We start from the raw sequence: 13,935 nt of genomic DNA on the forward strand, positions 1-13,935 counted from the left end.
ATCAAACAGGTCTTCGCGACCGTGACCTTCGAGTTCGATCAGCGTGCCCGGTTGCTGGCTCCAGCGGCTGATGGTGCGGGCCAGTGCGGTGAGCAGCAGGTCGTTGACCTGCGTGCGATACGCCGCCGGTGCCTGTTGCAGCAACTGACGAGTGCGCTTGGCGTCGAGGCGCCATTCGATTTTCTCGCCATGCACATTCTGCAGGCTGCCGTCAGGTCGCTCGCACGGCAGATCCTGCGCGCCCTGATGCTGGGCTTTCCAGTAATCCAGTTGCGCGTCGAAACGGGCAGCTTCGCTTGCGAGCCGCGCCGTCCAGCTCTGAAAGGCATTGGTCTTGGCCGGCAACTGAATGCCGCCGCCCGCCGCCAGTTGTTCATACGCCTGCTGAACATCGTCCAGCAGCACGCGCCAGGAAACCCCGTCCACCGCCAAGTGGTGAATGATCAGGGCCAGCCGCTGAGTGCCATCGGCCAGCGTCACCAGCAATGCGCGCAGCAGCGGACCGTTCTGCAGGTCGAGACTGCGCTGGGCTTCGTTGCACAGCGCCTGCAATTGCTCAGCAGTCTCGGCATCGCGCAGCCACAGCTCAGCGCTGCCCACCAACGGGCCGTGGCTTTGCTGCCAGCCTTCGGCGCTTTCGACAAAACGCAGGCGCAAGGCGTCGTGATGATTGATCACATGCGTCAGCGCTGCATCCAGCCACTGCGCATTCAAGGTGTCGCGCGGGGTCAGCAGCAACGACTGGTTCCAGTGCTCGCGCAGCGGCATCGCACGGCTGAAGAAATGCTGCTGGATCGGCCCAAGCACCGCGTTGCCGGCCACCGGCCCTTGATCCACCGACGTTTGGTTGTCGAGCGTCGCCACCAAGGCAAGGCTGCGCACGGTCTGGTACTGGAACAGGTCGCGCGGGCTGACGCGAATGCCGGCCTGCCGCGCACGGCTGACCACTTGAATCGAGATGATCGAGTCGCCACCCAGTTCGAAGAAATTGTCTTCCAGGCCCACACGTTCAAGGCCGAGCACGTCTTCCCAGATCGCCGCCAGAGCTTTTTGCAGCGCATCCTGCGGGGCGACGAATGCTTGTTGCGGCGCGGCGTCCGGTTGCGGCAAGGCTTTACGGTCGAGTTTGCCGTTGGCGGTGACCGGCAATTTCGCCAGGGTCATCAGGTAAGTCGGCACCATGAACTCCGGCAGGCTGCCGAGCAGCCACGCCTTGACCTCCTGCTGCCACTGTTCGTGCGGCTGAGCATTGTCCAGCACCAGATAAGCCACCAGATGCTTGCCACCCTGCACCAGCACCACCGCTTCGCGCACCAGCGGATGCTGCAACAGACGGGTTTCGATTTCCCCCAACTCGATGCGCAGACCGCGCAGTTTCACTTGATGGTCGAGACGACCGAGGTATTCGATCACACCATCGGCACGCTGGCGCACCCGGTCACCGGTGCGGTAGAGCCGCGCGCCGTTGTGGAACGGGCACGGCACAAAACGCTCGGCGGTCAGCGCCGGACGCTGGTGATAACTGCGCGCCAGCCCGGCGCCGCCCAGATACAGCTCACCGGCGACGCCGCTCGGCACCGGCAGCAATTCGGCGTCCAGAACGAAGGTACGCAGGTTGGCGATCGGGCGGCCAATCGGCACGCTGTCCGCGCCTTCGTCAACGCACGTCCAATGGGTCACGTCGATGGCCGCTTCGGTCGGGCCATAGAGGTTGTAGAGGCCAGCGTTGGGTAATCTGGCAAAGACTTGCAGTTGCGCGTCCAGCGGCAGTGCCTCACCGCTGCAGACGATGCGCTTGACGCTCACGCAGCTTTCGACGCCCGCCTCATGAATGAACGCCTGCAACATCGACGGCACGAAGTGCAACGTGCTGATGCCGTGACGGTTGATAGTGTCGATCAGTTGCAGCGGATCGCGGTGCGCACCCGGCGCGGCCACCACCAGACGCGCGCCGGTCAGCAGCGGCCAGAAGAACTCCCAGACCGACACGTCGAAACTGAACGGGGTTTTCTGCAGCACCGAATCGCTGGCGTCCAGCCCGTAGGCTTCCTGCATCCAGCACAAACGGTTGACCAGCGCCGCGTGGCTGTTGCCGGCGCCTTTCGGTTTCCCGGTGGAACCCGACGTGTAAATCACATAGGCCAGGTTCAGCGGGTCGACGCTGACTTCCGGGCGGCTATCGCTGTAGCTGTCGAGCAGGCCCGGCTGATCCAGCGTGATGACCTGCACGCCATCAGTCGGCAGCGACGCCAGCAAGGCATCTTGCGTCAGCAGCAAGGTGATACCGCTGTCCTCGATCATGTAGGCCAGACGTTCCTGCGGGTATTCCGGGTCCAGTGGCACATAGGCGCCGCCAGCCTTGAGAATCGCCAGCAGCGCGACAACCATTTCCACCGAACGCAAAGCGCACACACCGACCAGACTGTCGGCCCGCACACCCTGCTCACGCAGCAAATGCGCCAGGCGGTTGGCCCGGACATCCAGTTCGGCGTAGCTCAGGGCCTGCTCGCCGAACAGCAGCGCAGGCGCATTTGGCGTGCGCGCCACCTGCGCTTCAATCAGTTGGTGTAGGGGTGTTTCGGTCGGATAGACCGCGTGGACGTTGTTCCAGTCATGCACCAGCGTGTGCTGTTCATCGGCTTCCAGCAGCGGCAGTTCGCCAACGCGTTGCGATGGATCAGCGACCATGCACGCGAGCAAACGCAACCAGTGGCGCGCCATGCGCTCGATGGTCGAGTCGTCGAACAAATCGCTGGCGTAGGTCAGCGCGGCGTGCAGCTTGCCCCCCTGTTCGTAGGTATCGAGGGTCAGGTCGAATTGTGTCGTGCGGCTCTGCCAGTCGAGGCTGTCGAGCACCAGGCCGGACGCAGTGCTGAGGCTGGCGATATCGGCCACTTGCGGCTGGTGGTTGTACATCACCTGGAACAGCGGCGTGTGGCTGAGGCTGCGTTCAAGTTTCAACGCTTCCACCAGTTGCTCGAATGGCAGATCCTGATGGGCCTGAGCGCCAAGTGCGGTTTCCTTGATCGCGCGCAGCAGGTCATCGACCCGCGTCTGCCCGTCCAGTCGGGTTCGCAGCACTTGGGTGTTGACGAAGAAGCCGATCAGCCCTTCGATTTCGCCACGGTTACGGTTGGCAATCGGCACGCCGACGCGCAAATCGGTCTGGCCGGTGTAGCGATGCAACAGCGCGTTGAAGGCGCCAAGCAAGAGCATGAACAGGGTGACCTGATGCTGCTGCGCGGTATGGCGCAGTTGCTCGGCCAAGGTCTCATCGACAGCGAATTCGTAGCGAGTGCCGCGATAACTCGGCATCGCCGGCCGCGCGTGATCCAGCGGCAACTCCAGCACCGGATGCTCGTCACCCAGTTGCGCCTGCCAGTAATCGAGCTGGCGCGCCTGCTCGCCTGCCTCCAGCCAGCGGCGCTGCCACAAGGCATAGTCGCTGTACTGGATCGGCAGTGCACCGAGTTGCGGCTGAAGGCCGGCATCGAAAGCGTCGTAGCAACGGATGAATTCGTCGATCAGCACGTTCATCGACCAGCCATCGGAGACGATGTGGTGCAGGGTCAGCAGCAGGACATGTTCCTGTTCGGCGAGCTTGAGCAAGGTCACCCGCAACAGCGGGCCGACAGCCAGATCGAACGGCAACACCGATTGCTGTTCGGCGGCGTGCACCACGGCCTGCTCACGCTCGCTGGCCGGCAGTGCGCTGAAGTCTTCATGGCGGATCACCAACGGCGCCGTGGTCGGCACTTGCAGCAGGCTGTCGTCAGGCTGGCGCTGGAACACCGTGCGCAGGGTTTCATGACGCTCGACCAGACGGGCAAAGGCCTGCTCCAGCGCTTCGAGATTGAGGCGCCCGCTCAGACGCACCGCGCCCGGCAGGTTGTAGGCGCCGCTCTGCGGGTCCAGTTGCCAGAGAAACCACATGCGTCGCTGCGCGTAGGACAACGCCTGTCGATCATCCGCCTCGATGCCGGCCGGAATCGGAAACCGGGCGAAATCCACCCCCTCCTTTTGCAGGGCCGCGAGGAACATCTGGCGCTTTTCCAGGGGCAACCCGATAAACCGGCGAGCAAGTTTCAAGGAGTCTTCAGCATTCATTTCTCAGCATCCGGATCAGTAGGCAGGAAGCACAAAGGCACGTCGTCCCTATAAAACGAATGCAGACCGGAAAAATTAGCGAATGAGAACAACTGTCAGGCAGGAGGTAGAGCGGGGATTTCAGGCGCACCACAAATCAAATGGGAGCCGGCTTGCTCGCGAAAGGGGCGTGTCAGCCCTGAAAATGTCGACTGACACAGCGCCTTCGCGAGCAAGCCCGCTCCCACAGGGATTTTCGGTGGTCAGGCAGTGGCGGCCATGGCGTGCCGGCGATGATGCACATCAAGCTGATCCTTGATCACCTTGAGCACTTTGGCTTCGTGCTCATGGATGAAGAAATGCCCACCCGCGAGCATGTCCACCGAGAAACTGCCACGGGTCTCCTTGCTCCAGCCGATCAGTTGCTCGGTGGTCGCGCGGTCAGCCTTGCCGCCCAGCACATGCACCGGGCAGTTGAGTTGGGGTCGCTGCAACGGCTCGAACTTGCCGCACAGCTGAAAATCGGCGCGCAGGATCGGCAGGGTCAGGCTCATCAACTCGGCATTGGCCAGTACCTCCTCGCTGGTGCCATTGAGGGTGCGCAGTTGCTCGATCAACTCGGCGTCGGTCTTGGGGTCGGCAAAACCGCGATCATAATCGGCGCGCATGGTCGGCGCGGCGGTGCCGGAGGCAAACATCGCCACCGGCTCCGGGCACCCCAGCGCGCGCAAGGCGTGGGCCATTTCGCAGGCCAGCAACGCCCCCAGGCTGTGGCCGAACAACGCATAAGGGGCTTTGAGTGTCGGGCGTAATTCCTTGGCCAGTTGCATCGCCAGGGCTCGCATATCGGTGTGCAGCGGCTCACCAAAGCGTGCGCCACGCCCCGGCAGCTCAACCGGTTGCACATGCAGCCACTGCGGCAACTTCGGCCGCCAGCGGCTGTAGACCATGGCGCTGGCGCCGGAGTACGGCAGGCACAGCAGGGTCAGCTTGGTCACCATGCTTTCCTCGAAAAATTTGTCTGTAGAGAAGAACGGACTCCGGCCCGGGCAAATTAGTCACCGCGCGGTAAATTCCCCAAACAGGTGCTCGTTAACTGTTCAGGCCAATACCCATAATGAGGATTCACCGTGGACCTGCAGAGCATCCTGGGCAAGTTGTTCGCCAATGCCGGTGCCGTCGGCATCGAAGGCGTTTTCCAATTCGTGTTTGCTCCGCACCAGGCCTTCTGGTCAGAGGTCAAGGCCAGCAGCCGCACCGAGCCCGGACGCCACGCCAGCCCGGACGTGACCATTGAAGTCACCGAGCGCGATTTCCTCGGGATCATGAGCGGCATGGCCAACGTCGAAGAGCTGTTCGCCAGCGGCCGCCTGAAGATCGGCGGCAACATGGGCCTGGCGACGATGCTGCCGCAGATCATCGAGCATGCGATGCACGGCCGCGCGGTGGCGGAAAAAGTCGACATGAACAAACGCTATCCAACCCCGCCGCGCTTCAGTGAAAAACTCACCGCCGGGCTGCCGACCCAGACCGTCATCGAACGGCGCCGCTTCAGCGAGCTGTCGGTGGAGGAATTCGAACGTGACTATTTGCCCCACGGCGTCCCGGTGGTGATCAGCAATGCGCTGCAGGACTGGCCGTTGTTCAAACTCAGCCGCGAAGAATCGCTGGTGCATTTCGCCGAGTTGCAAGGCATCACCCGTCACGGTGATTACGTGAAGAAAACCTTTTCCACCGAGCGGGATTTCCGCTCGACCTCGATGGCCGATTTCATCGCCTCGCTCGACCAGCCTGCGGCCAAGGGCGCCGATGGCGAACCCCCGGCCTACATGGGCAACAACATCCTCCCGGCGGCGTTGATGCAGCAGATCCAGTACCCACGCTACTTCGACACCTCGTTATTCATCCCGCCCCGCATCTGGATCGGGCCGAAAGGCACGCTTACACCGCTGCATCGCGACGACACCGACAACCTGTTCGCCCAGGTCTGGGGCCAGAAAACCTTCACCCTCGCCGCGCCGCATCACCGCGAAGCGCTGGGCACCTGGTCCACGGCACCGCAGGGTGGCCTAGACGGCTGTGATTTCAACCCGGATGCGCCGGACTACGAGCGCTTCCCCGCCGCCCGCGACGTGACCTTCCTGCGCGTGACGCTGGAGGCCGGGGATCTGCTGTTCCTGCCGGAGGGCTGGTTCCATCAGGTGGAATCGGTGTCGACTTCGCTGTCGGTGAACTTCTGGGTGAATTCGGGAAGGGGCTGGTAACACCGCACACCCTGTGGGAGCGGGCTTGCTCGCGAAAGCGCTCTTTCATTCGCCATCAATGTCAACTGATCGGACGCCTTCGCGAGCAAGCCCGCTCCCACAAGGGGGATCTCATTTCAGATGGCGGTAACTCTGTATCGCCGAGCCCAACACGACCGCCCCGGCAGCAATCGCCAACCAGAAACCGCTGCGTGCGCCAAAGGCGTCGACCAGTACGCCGGAACCCGCCGCGCCAATCGCCACGCCAATACTTAGGCCCGTCACCAGCCAGGTCAGGCCTTCGGTCAACTGGGCCGGTGGCACAATGCGCTCGATCAGCGCCATCGCCACAATCAGCGTCGGTGCGAAGAACAGTCCGGCGATAAACACCGCCACCGACAAGCCGAAAATATTGCTCGCCAGCAACAGCGGCAAGGTCGTGACCGCCGTCGCCACACCGCCGTACAAAAACAACCGGGGCAACGGCAACTTCGAGCGCATCGCGCCAAAGGCAATCCCGGCCAGGCACGAACCGATGGCGTATACCGACAGCACAATGCTCGCAGCCGCTGGCTGCCCTTGCTGTTGGGCAAATGCGACGCTGACCACATCGATCACACCCACGATGATGCCCATGGCGATCATCAGCGCCAGCAGCAACTGAACGTCGGTTGCGCGAATAATCGAGTCATGATGTTCGGACGAGCGCGGATGCACTGCCGGCTCGGTGCTGCGTTGCGCCACAAACGCCGTGACACCAATCGCCAGCGCCAACAGCGCCGCCAGTGGCCCCGCCTCGGGGAACACCGCCACGCATAACCCCACCGACAGCGGCGGGCCAACGATGAAACACACTTCATCGAGCACCGACTCCAGCGCATACGCGGTCTGCAATTGCGGCTGGCCGCGATAGATTTCAGTCCAGCGCGCCCGCACCATCGCCGACATGCTCGGCATGCAACCGGCCAGCGCGGCGAAAACGAACAGCGTCCAGGTCGGCGCCTGCAACCGCGTGCACAGCAGCAACATCAGCAGCGCCCCACCACCGATCAGCGCCGACACCGGGAGAATTTTTCCCTGCCCGAAACGGTCGACCAGACGTGACACCTGCGGCGCGCAAAACGCCGTGGCCAGGGCGAACGTCGCCGCTACTGCGCCCGCCAGAGCATAGCCGTCCTTTAACTGCGACAGCATGGTGATCACGCCGATGCCGGTCATGGAAATCGGCATGCGCGCAATCATCCCGGCCAGGACAAAATTCCGGGCGCCGGGGGCGGTGAACAATTCGCGGTAGGGGTTTGCCATGGGTGCTGCCTCATCAGGGGCCGCCAAGTTGCCATAAGGCTTGCAGGTCGCAAAGCGCACAATTGTTGGTGGAATGTGAAGGTGCGCGACTACCAGCCTGCGGTTCGGCTCATTCGTTTACGACCGATACCTGACCCAGCCGAGATTGCCGCCAACCTTAGAACCACGACGACCATTTGTCGAAAGCCACGCTGACCTGTCAGGTCTGACAGGTGCCTTTATTCGCCACACGAGTTTTCATTAAACCTTCGCTCAACTGCGCAGGACTCCTGATGACCAGGCAATTGCGCTTGGGCACTGTCCGCCAGCGAACACGCTCCGGGGCCATGCCATGGAAGAACAGCTCATTCTCGTCTCACCCAAGGATCGCCAGACTGGCGTGGCCGCAAAGATGCAAGTGCATCACCAGGGCCTGCGCCATCGGGCGTTTTCCATTCTGCTGTTCAATCCGCAGGGCCGGCTGCTGATGCAGCAACGCGCGTTGGGTAAATATCATTCCGGCGGGTTATGGACCAACACCTGCTGCGGGCATCCTCGCGCGGGCGAACGGACGGCAGTCGCTGCCAACCGTCGATTGCAGGAAGAAATGGGCATGTCCTGCAAGCTGCACAAAGTCGCCTCGATGCTCTACCACGAGCAAGTGTCCGATCACCTGATCGAGCATGAATTCGATCATGTGTTTGCCGGTATCAGTCAGACCGATCCGGTGGCCAATCCTGATGAAGCCGAAAGCTGGGAGTGGCTGGCGCTACCGCAAATCGCCGAGCGCATCGAGCAGACGCCCAACGTCTTCACGGTCTGGTTTCGGCGGATGTTCGAGCAGTTCGGGATAGAGGGGGTGCGAGGCTGGTTCGAGGCAGTGCGCGCGCACACCGCTTCACCCTCATCGCCGCCGCGAAACGTTGTTCGTATAGCTTCGCCCTGGGCCGCCCCACCGTTGTACTGCCCTGCTCCCTTTCGGGTCGATGCTGCGCTGGCCGAGGCAGTGGATGAACAGCTCATGCCATGGATCGAGCAGGTCGGGATCTTTCCGGGCCAACTGGAAAAAGTCCGCGCGATGGGCTTTGGGCGCTTCGCCATGCTGTGTCATACCGACACGGAGGATCCGGATCGTGTGTTGCTGGCAGCGCAATGTGTTGCCGCGCTGTTCGCCGTCGATGATTACTACTGTGATGATGAGAGAACCGGGTCTGAGCCCAAACTGGTCGGCCCGCGCCTGTCCGTCGCGCTGGCCGCGCTGGAACCGGTTTATTTGAGCGAACGGTTTCGGCCTGGTCTGGCACAGGCCTTGTGTGGCGATCCAGTATTGGTCGCACTGCAGGCCTATCTGGCGCGGGTGGAGGCCTTCGCGAAACCTGCCCAGGTCGCACGCGTACGCCATGAAATCATCGCCATGTTCGTGACCATGACAGCCGAAGCCGCCTGGCGCATCGAAGGCCTCACGCCGCCGCTCTGGGAGTACCTCGCCCACCGCCAGGTCAACAGTTTTCTCCCATGCCTGTCGCTCGTCGACATTGTCGGTGGCTATGAATTGCCCGCCAATGTCTACAGCGCACCGCAAGTGCGGCGGGTGACGACACTGGCTGCCAGCGCCACGATCATTGCCAACGACCTGTTTTCGGCGCTGAAGGAACAGCAGGCCGGGATTGGTGATTTCAATTTACCGTTGCTGCTGATGCGTGAGCAGCAATGCTCGCCGCAACAGGCCATGGCGCAAAGCGCCGCTGTCCATGACGAGATCATGCATCTGTATGAAGCCGCAGAGGTGGCCGTATTGCCGGGCGCATCGCCGCTGCTCAAACGCTATCTGCGAGGAATCAAGAGCTGGCTGGCCGGCAATGTCGAATGGCATCGCACCAGTGGCCGTTATCAGGTGTGAAGGTGTCGAACTTTTCATGATTACGGATGAACTCTCGTCGCCGCCTGTCAGTCAGCTAGATAAGTCCTCGACTCAAGGCGCGACCCTGCATGCAAATCTCCCTCACAGGACAAGTAGCCCTGATCACTGGCGCCAGCTCCGGCATCGGTCACGCCGTCGCCAAGGCCCTCGCCGCTGCCGGCGCCGCCGTGGTCATCAACTACAATCGTCAGGCCGAGCCGGCCGAAGCGCTGGCCCGGCAGATCATCGCCGACGGTGGCCAGGCGCTGGCCATCGGCGCCGACGTGTCGAAGGAAGACGAGGTTGAGCGGCTGCTCGCCCAGACCCTCGACGCCTTCGGCTCGCTGGACATTCTGATCGCCAATTCCGGGATGCAGAAAGATGCGGCGGCGGTGGATATGTCGCTGGACGACTGGAACGCAGTGATCGGCGTCAACCTCACCGGCCAGTTTCTCTGCGCGCGTGCGGCCCTGCGCATCTTCAATCGCCAGGGCGTTCGCGAAGGCGTGTCCCGTGCGGCGGGCAAGATCATTCACATGAGTTCGGTGCACCAGCGCATTCCGTGGGCCGGGCACGTCAATTACGCCGCGTCCAAGGGCGGTGTCGATCAGTTGATGCAGACCCTCGCGCAGGAAGTCAGCCATCAACGCATTCGCATCAACGGCATTGCGCCGGGAGCGATTCGCACGGCAATCAATAAAGATGCCACCGAAGGCGCTGCCGGCGAAAAGCTGCTGGACTTGATCCCCTACGGCCGCATCGGTGATGTCGAAGACGTCGCCAACGCAGTCGTCTTTCTCGCCTCCGACGCCTCTGACTACATCGTCGGCACCACCCTGTTCATCGACGGCGGCATGAGCCTCTATCCGGAGTTTCGCGGCAATGGCTGAGCATCACCTGGAACGACAAAGCCCCATCGACGCCCACGGCATCATTGGCGACATGCGCAGTGCGGCGCTGGTCAACGACAAGGGCAGCGTGGATTTTTTCTGCTGGCCGGAGTTCGACAGTCCGACGATTTTCTGTTCGCTGCTGGACACCCCCGAGGCGGGGATTTTCCAGATCACGCCGGACTTGCCCGATGCCCGCCGCGAGCAGATTTACCTGCCCGACACCAATGTTTTGCAAACCCGCTGGCTGAGTGAGCGCGCGGTGGTCGAGGTCACCGATCTGCTGCCCATTGGCGACAATGAGGATGACTTGCCGCTACTGATGCGCCGGGTTCGCGTGATCAGCGGCGAGGCGACATTTCATGTGCGCTGCGCAGTGCGCCACGATTACGCGCGCGCCGACACCCGTGCGCGGACGGACAGGCAGACGGTCATTTTCAGTGCCAAGGGTCAGCCGTCATTGCGCCTGGCCTCGGATCAAGCGCTGCAAATCGACGCCGATGCGGCGGTCGCCTGCTTCACGCTGAAGCAGGATCAAAGCGCCGCCTTCCTGCTCGGCGGCGAAGACGATCCACGCTTCGGGGAAGGCGCAGCGCAATTGTGCATGGAGCGCACGTTGAGCTTCTGGCGTGGCTGGATCGGTCAGTCCAACTACCGTGGACGCTGGCGCGAAATGGTCAATCGCTCTGCGTTGGCACTCAAGCTGCTGACCTCACGCAAACACGGCGCAATCCTCGCCGCCGCCACCTTCGGCCTGCCGGAAACGCCAGGCGGCGAACGTAATTGGGACTACCGCTACACGTGGATTCGCGACGCTTCGTTTACGGTATACGCGTTCATGCGCCTGGGCTTCGTCAGCGAAGCCAATGCGTACATGAGCTGGCTGCGCGGCCGCGTCAGCGATTGTCACGGGCAACCGGTAAAGCTCAACATCTTGTACGGCATCGACGGTCAGCAGCAGTTGCCGGAAACCGAACTGGATCACCTGTCCGGGCACGGCGGCGCAAAACCGGTGCGCATCGGTAACGGCGCTTATAACCAGATCCAGCTCGACATCTTTGGCGAACTGATGGATGCGGTGTATCTGGTCAACAAATACGGCGACGCCATTTCCCACGAAGGTTGGAAACATGTACGCGAAGTGGTCGATCAAGTGTGTGAGACGTGGCAGACCAAGGACGTAGGCATTTGGGAGATGCGCGGTGAGCAGCATCACTTCTTGCATTCACGGTTGATGTGCTGGGTGGCGTTGGACCGGGCGATTCGTTTGGCCTCAAAGCGCTCGCTGCCCGCCCCGTTTGCGCAGTGGGACCAAACGCGGCAGGCGATCTACAACGATATCTGGGACAACTTCTGGGATGAAGAGCGCGGACATTTCGTCCAGTACAAGGGCGGCACCGCCCTCGACGGTTCGATGCTGTTGATGCCGCTGGTGCGCTTTGTCAGCGCCAAAGACCCGCGCTGGCTGTCGACCCTCAAAGCCATCGAACAGCATCTGGTTCGCGATGGCATGGTGTACCGCTATCGCAACGACGACGCCAATATCGATGGATTGACCGGGACCGAGGGCGCGTTTGCCGCGTGTTCGTTCTGGTACGTCGAATGCCTGGCTCGTGCCGGGCAAGTGGAAAAAGCGCATTTGGAATTTGAACAACTGCTGCGCTATGCCAATCCGCTAGGCCTCTACGCAGAGGAATTCGACAGCCATGCACGACATCTGGGCAATACACCGCAAGCACTGACGCATTTGGCGTTGATCAGTGCGGCGAGTTTTCTGGATCGGCGGTTGAGTGGGGAAAAGAGTGAGTGGCAGCCGTAATTGTCATCAAAAGTTGTGGGAAATTTCTAGAGCCGCCGCGCATAACCAGGCTCCCTGCTACGCCAGATGGCCCGCAGGCCCCGTTTGCGTGGCAATGGCCTACAAACGCTCAAGATTGGCGCAGCAAGTCCCCCCCTGCAACTTGCACTTACACCCTGAAATACCTTGTTGCCAGCAGTTACATCCACCCCTACCATCCTCGTCAACGGGCACAGCGGAGCTGTCCAACAAAACCCGAATTCAAGGAAACAGAATGCCCCAGCACATCCAGCGCAGCATCGACTCACCTCTTCGCACCGGCCTGACCCGCGCCCAACTCTGGGAAGCCGGCGACAAAGGCCTGATCAAATGCTGGGAAGTCGGCCGCCAGCGCGCCGCACGTTTCCCCGACCTCGCCCACCGCTGCGTCGCCGGCGAACTGCCCGTGCTCGGCTGGAAAGGTGGCGTCAGCCGTAGCCTGAAGAAAAACGAGAAGTACGGTTCGCTGAAATATCTGGCGCAGTGGCAGGGCTTGCGTGGCGAGGACCTGGATATTGATTTGAGTGCAGAGCGCTCACTGACCTGCTCGCGGACCGGGATGGTGGTGACGTTTACGCCGGACAGGACGAAGTATTTCAATCAGGTGGCGGAAGCTGAGGTTTGAGCACTCAAGGCATTACCGGCTCTGCTGCAGCACTGACCGAGAACCGCTCCCGATAGGCCTGTGGCGTCACGCCGATGGCGCGCAGGAAACTGCGCCGCAGGGTCTCTTCACTGCCAAACCCGCAATTGGCCGCGATGCGTTTGACCGGTAACCCGGTGTCGCTTAACAGCCGCCGCGCCGTCTCGACGCGGATCAGTTCAATCGCTCGTGCCGGGGTCTGGCCGGTGTCGGCGCGGTAATGGCGGATGAAGCTGCGTTCGCTCATGCCGGCCTGTTCGGCGAGGGTCGGGATGCCGAGGTCGCAGGTCAGGTTTTCGGCGATCCACGCGTGTAACTCATCAAATCGATTGCCCTGGTTTTGCAACGACAAGGTCACGCTGAACTGCGACTGCCCGCCCGGACGTTTGAGAAACACCACCAGATGGCGGGCGACGTCGAGCGCGATGTCGCTGCCCAGATCCTCTTCAACCATCGCCAGTGCCAGATCGATGCCGGCGGTGACGCCTGCCGAGGTCCAGACCGGGCCGTCATTGATGAAAATCGGATTGGCCTCGACGTGCAGGTTCGGATGCTGTTGCGCCAGTTGCTCGCAACGGGTCCAGTGTGTCACCACACGGCGGCCATCGAGCCAGCCACTGGCCGCCAGCAAAAACGCACCGGTGCACACCGAAGCGACGCGCCGACATTTCGCCGCGTGTTCACGCACCCAGTCCACCAGCGGCACATCCTCGGCAGCGGGATAAATGCCCCAGCCACCGGCGATGATCAAGGTATCACTGGGCTCCTGTGGCAAGGGTTCGGCCAACACCGCCAACCCTGCCGAGGACATCACCGCCCCGCCGCCGCTGGCAATCACGCTCGGCGCATAAGGCGCCGGCAAACCGCGCTGGCGGGCGATGTCGTTGGCCGAGGCGAACACTTGCAACGGGCCGGTGACGTCGAGGATCTGCAGGTTGGCGAATGCGAGTACGTGGATGACTTTGGGCATTTGGCGTAATTCGTGGGGTTATTGGCGCATGCGCCAGAACCTACGCGCCTACAGTGAAGCCGTCCACCCCTTTTAACGGAGC

Annotated in this window: 9 protein-coding genes (1 of these 9 only partly in view); 5 read left to right on the forward strand and 4 right to left on the reverse strand. The window is 62.0% G+C overall.

Going from position 1 to position 13,935, the window contains the following annotated elements; genetic code table 11:
• Both AACY19_RS02780 and AACY19_RS02785 read right to left on the reverse strand, forming a co-directional pair.
• Window positions 1–4,107, reverse strand: the 5' portion of a protein-coding gene (locus AACY19_RS02780) for a non-ribosomal peptide synthetase (RefSeq protein ID WP_339447689.1). The gene continues 8,208 nt to the left of window position 1, outside the view; the window shows 4,107 of its 12,315 coding nt (coding positions 1–4,107); the start codon lies at window positions 4,105–4,107; its stop codon lies beyond the left edge, outside the window.
• A 242-nt stretch (window positions 4,108–4,349) separates the two neighbouring features.
• The gene (locus tag AACY19_RS02785) at window positions 4,350–5,087 is read right to left on the reverse strand and encodes a thioesterase II family protein (RefSeq protein ID WP_339447691.1); all 738 of its coding nucleotides are present in this window, start codon (window positions 5,085–5,087) and stop codon (window positions 4,350–4,352) included.
• 129 nt (window positions 5,088–5,216) lie between these two features.
• Here AACY19_RS02785 and AACY19_RS02790 point away from each other — a divergent pair, with 129 nt between their 5' ends.
• Window positions 5,217–6,350, forward strand: a complete 1,134-nt coding sequence (locus AACY19_RS02790) for a cupin-like domain-containing protein (protein WP_339447693.1) — start codon at window positions 5,217–5,219, stop codon at window positions 6,348–6,350.
• Between the two features lie 111 nt (window positions 6,351–6,461).
• Here AACY19_RS02790 and AACY19_RS02795 read toward each other — a convergent pair whose 3' ends face one another.
• Window positions 6,462–7,634: an MFS transporter gene (locus tag AACY19_RS02795; RefSeq protein ID WP_339447695.1), complete on the reverse strand. Its 1,173-nt coding sequence runs from the start codon at window positions 7,632–7,634 to the stop codon at window positions 6,462–6,464.
• Window positions 7,635–7,965: 331 nt separating this feature from the next.
• Here AACY19_RS02795 and AACY19_RS02800 point away from each other — a divergent pair, with 331 nt between their 5' ends.
• The 4 genes from AACY19_RS02800 to AACY19_RS02815 all read left to right on the forward strand — a co-directional run bounded on the left by AACY19_RS02800 (window position 7,966) and on the right by AACY19_RS02815 (window position 12,865).
• Window positions 7,966–9,513, forward strand: a complete 1,548-nt coding sequence (locus AACY19_RS02800; protein ID WP_339447697.1) for a family 2 encapsulin nanocompartment cargo protein terpene cyclase — start codon at window positions 7,966–7,968, stop codon at window positions 9,511–9,513.
• Window positions 9,514–9,602: 89 nt separating this feature from the next.
• Window positions 9,603–10,403, forward strand: coding sequence for a glucose 1-dehydrogenase (locus AACY19_RS02805; protein WP_339447699.1), 801 nt, complete (start codon window positions 9,603–9,605; stop codon window positions 10,401–10,403).
• On the forward strand, window positions 10,396–12,222 hold the full coding sequence (locus AACY19_RS02810) for a glycoside hydrolase family 15 protein (protein ID WP_339447701.1): 1,827 nt from the start codon (window positions 10,396–10,398) through the stop codon (window positions 12,220–12,222). The genes AACY19_RS02805 and AACY19_RS02810 overlap by 8 nt, the downstream gene beginning before the upstream one ends.
• Before the next feature lie 253 nt (window positions 12,223–12,475).
• Complete coding sequence (locus tag AACY19_RS02815) at window positions 12,476–12,865, forward strand: hypothetical protein (RefSeq protein WP_339447703.1); 390 nt, start codon at window positions 12,476–12,478, stop codon at window positions 12,863–12,865.
• 4 nt (window positions 12,866–12,869) lie between these two features.
• Here AACY19_RS02815 and AACY19_RS02820 read toward each other — a convergent pair whose 3' ends face one another.
• Window positions 12,870–13,853, reverse strand: a complete 984-nt coding sequence (locus tag AACY19_RS02820) for a GlxA family transcriptional regulator (protein WP_339447705.1) — start codon at window positions 13,851–13,853, stop codon at window positions 12,870–12,872.
• Window positions 13,854–13,935 lie beyond the last annotated feature (82 nt).

Origin of the sequence: Pseudomonas sp. EA_5y_Pfl2_R50 (genome assembly GCF_963970475.1) — a bacterium.
In the GTDB taxonomy this organism is placed as follows: Bacteria; Pseudomonadota; Gammaproteobacteria; order Pseudomonadales; family Pseudomonadaceae; genus Aquipseudomonas.

Excerpts from the sequence above, each read along its gene's own strand:
- AACY19_RS02785 (WP_339447691.1), bottom strand. The coding sequence starts at position 5,087 with ATGGTGACCAAGCTGACCCTGCTGTGCCTGCCGTACTCCGGCGCCAGC.
- AACY19_RS02795 (WP_339447695.1), bottom strand. The coding sequence starts at position 7,634 with ATGGCAAACCCCTACCGCGAATTGTTCACCGCCCCCGGCGCCCGGAAT.
- AACY19_RS02800 (WP_339447697.1), top strand. The coding sequence starts at position 7,966 with ATGGAAGAACAGCTCATTCTCGTCTCACCCAAGGATCGCCAGACTGGC.
- AACY19_RS02805 (WP_339447699.1), top strand. The coding sequence starts at position 9,603 with ATGCAAATCTCCCTCACAGGACAAGTAGCCCTGATCACTGGCGCCAGC.
- AACY19_RS02810 (WP_339447701.1), top strand. The coding sequence starts at position 10,396 with ATGGCTGAGCATCACCTGGAACGACAAAGCCCCATCGACGCCCACGGC.
- AACY19_RS02815 (WP_339447703.1), top strand. The coding sequence starts at position 12,476 with ATGCCCCAGCACATCCAGCGCAGCATCGACTCACCTCTTCGCACCGGC.
- AACY19_RS02820 (WP_339447705.1), bottom strand. The coding sequence starts at position 13,853 with ATGCCCAAAGTCATCCACGTACTCGCATTCGCCAACCTGCAGATCCTC.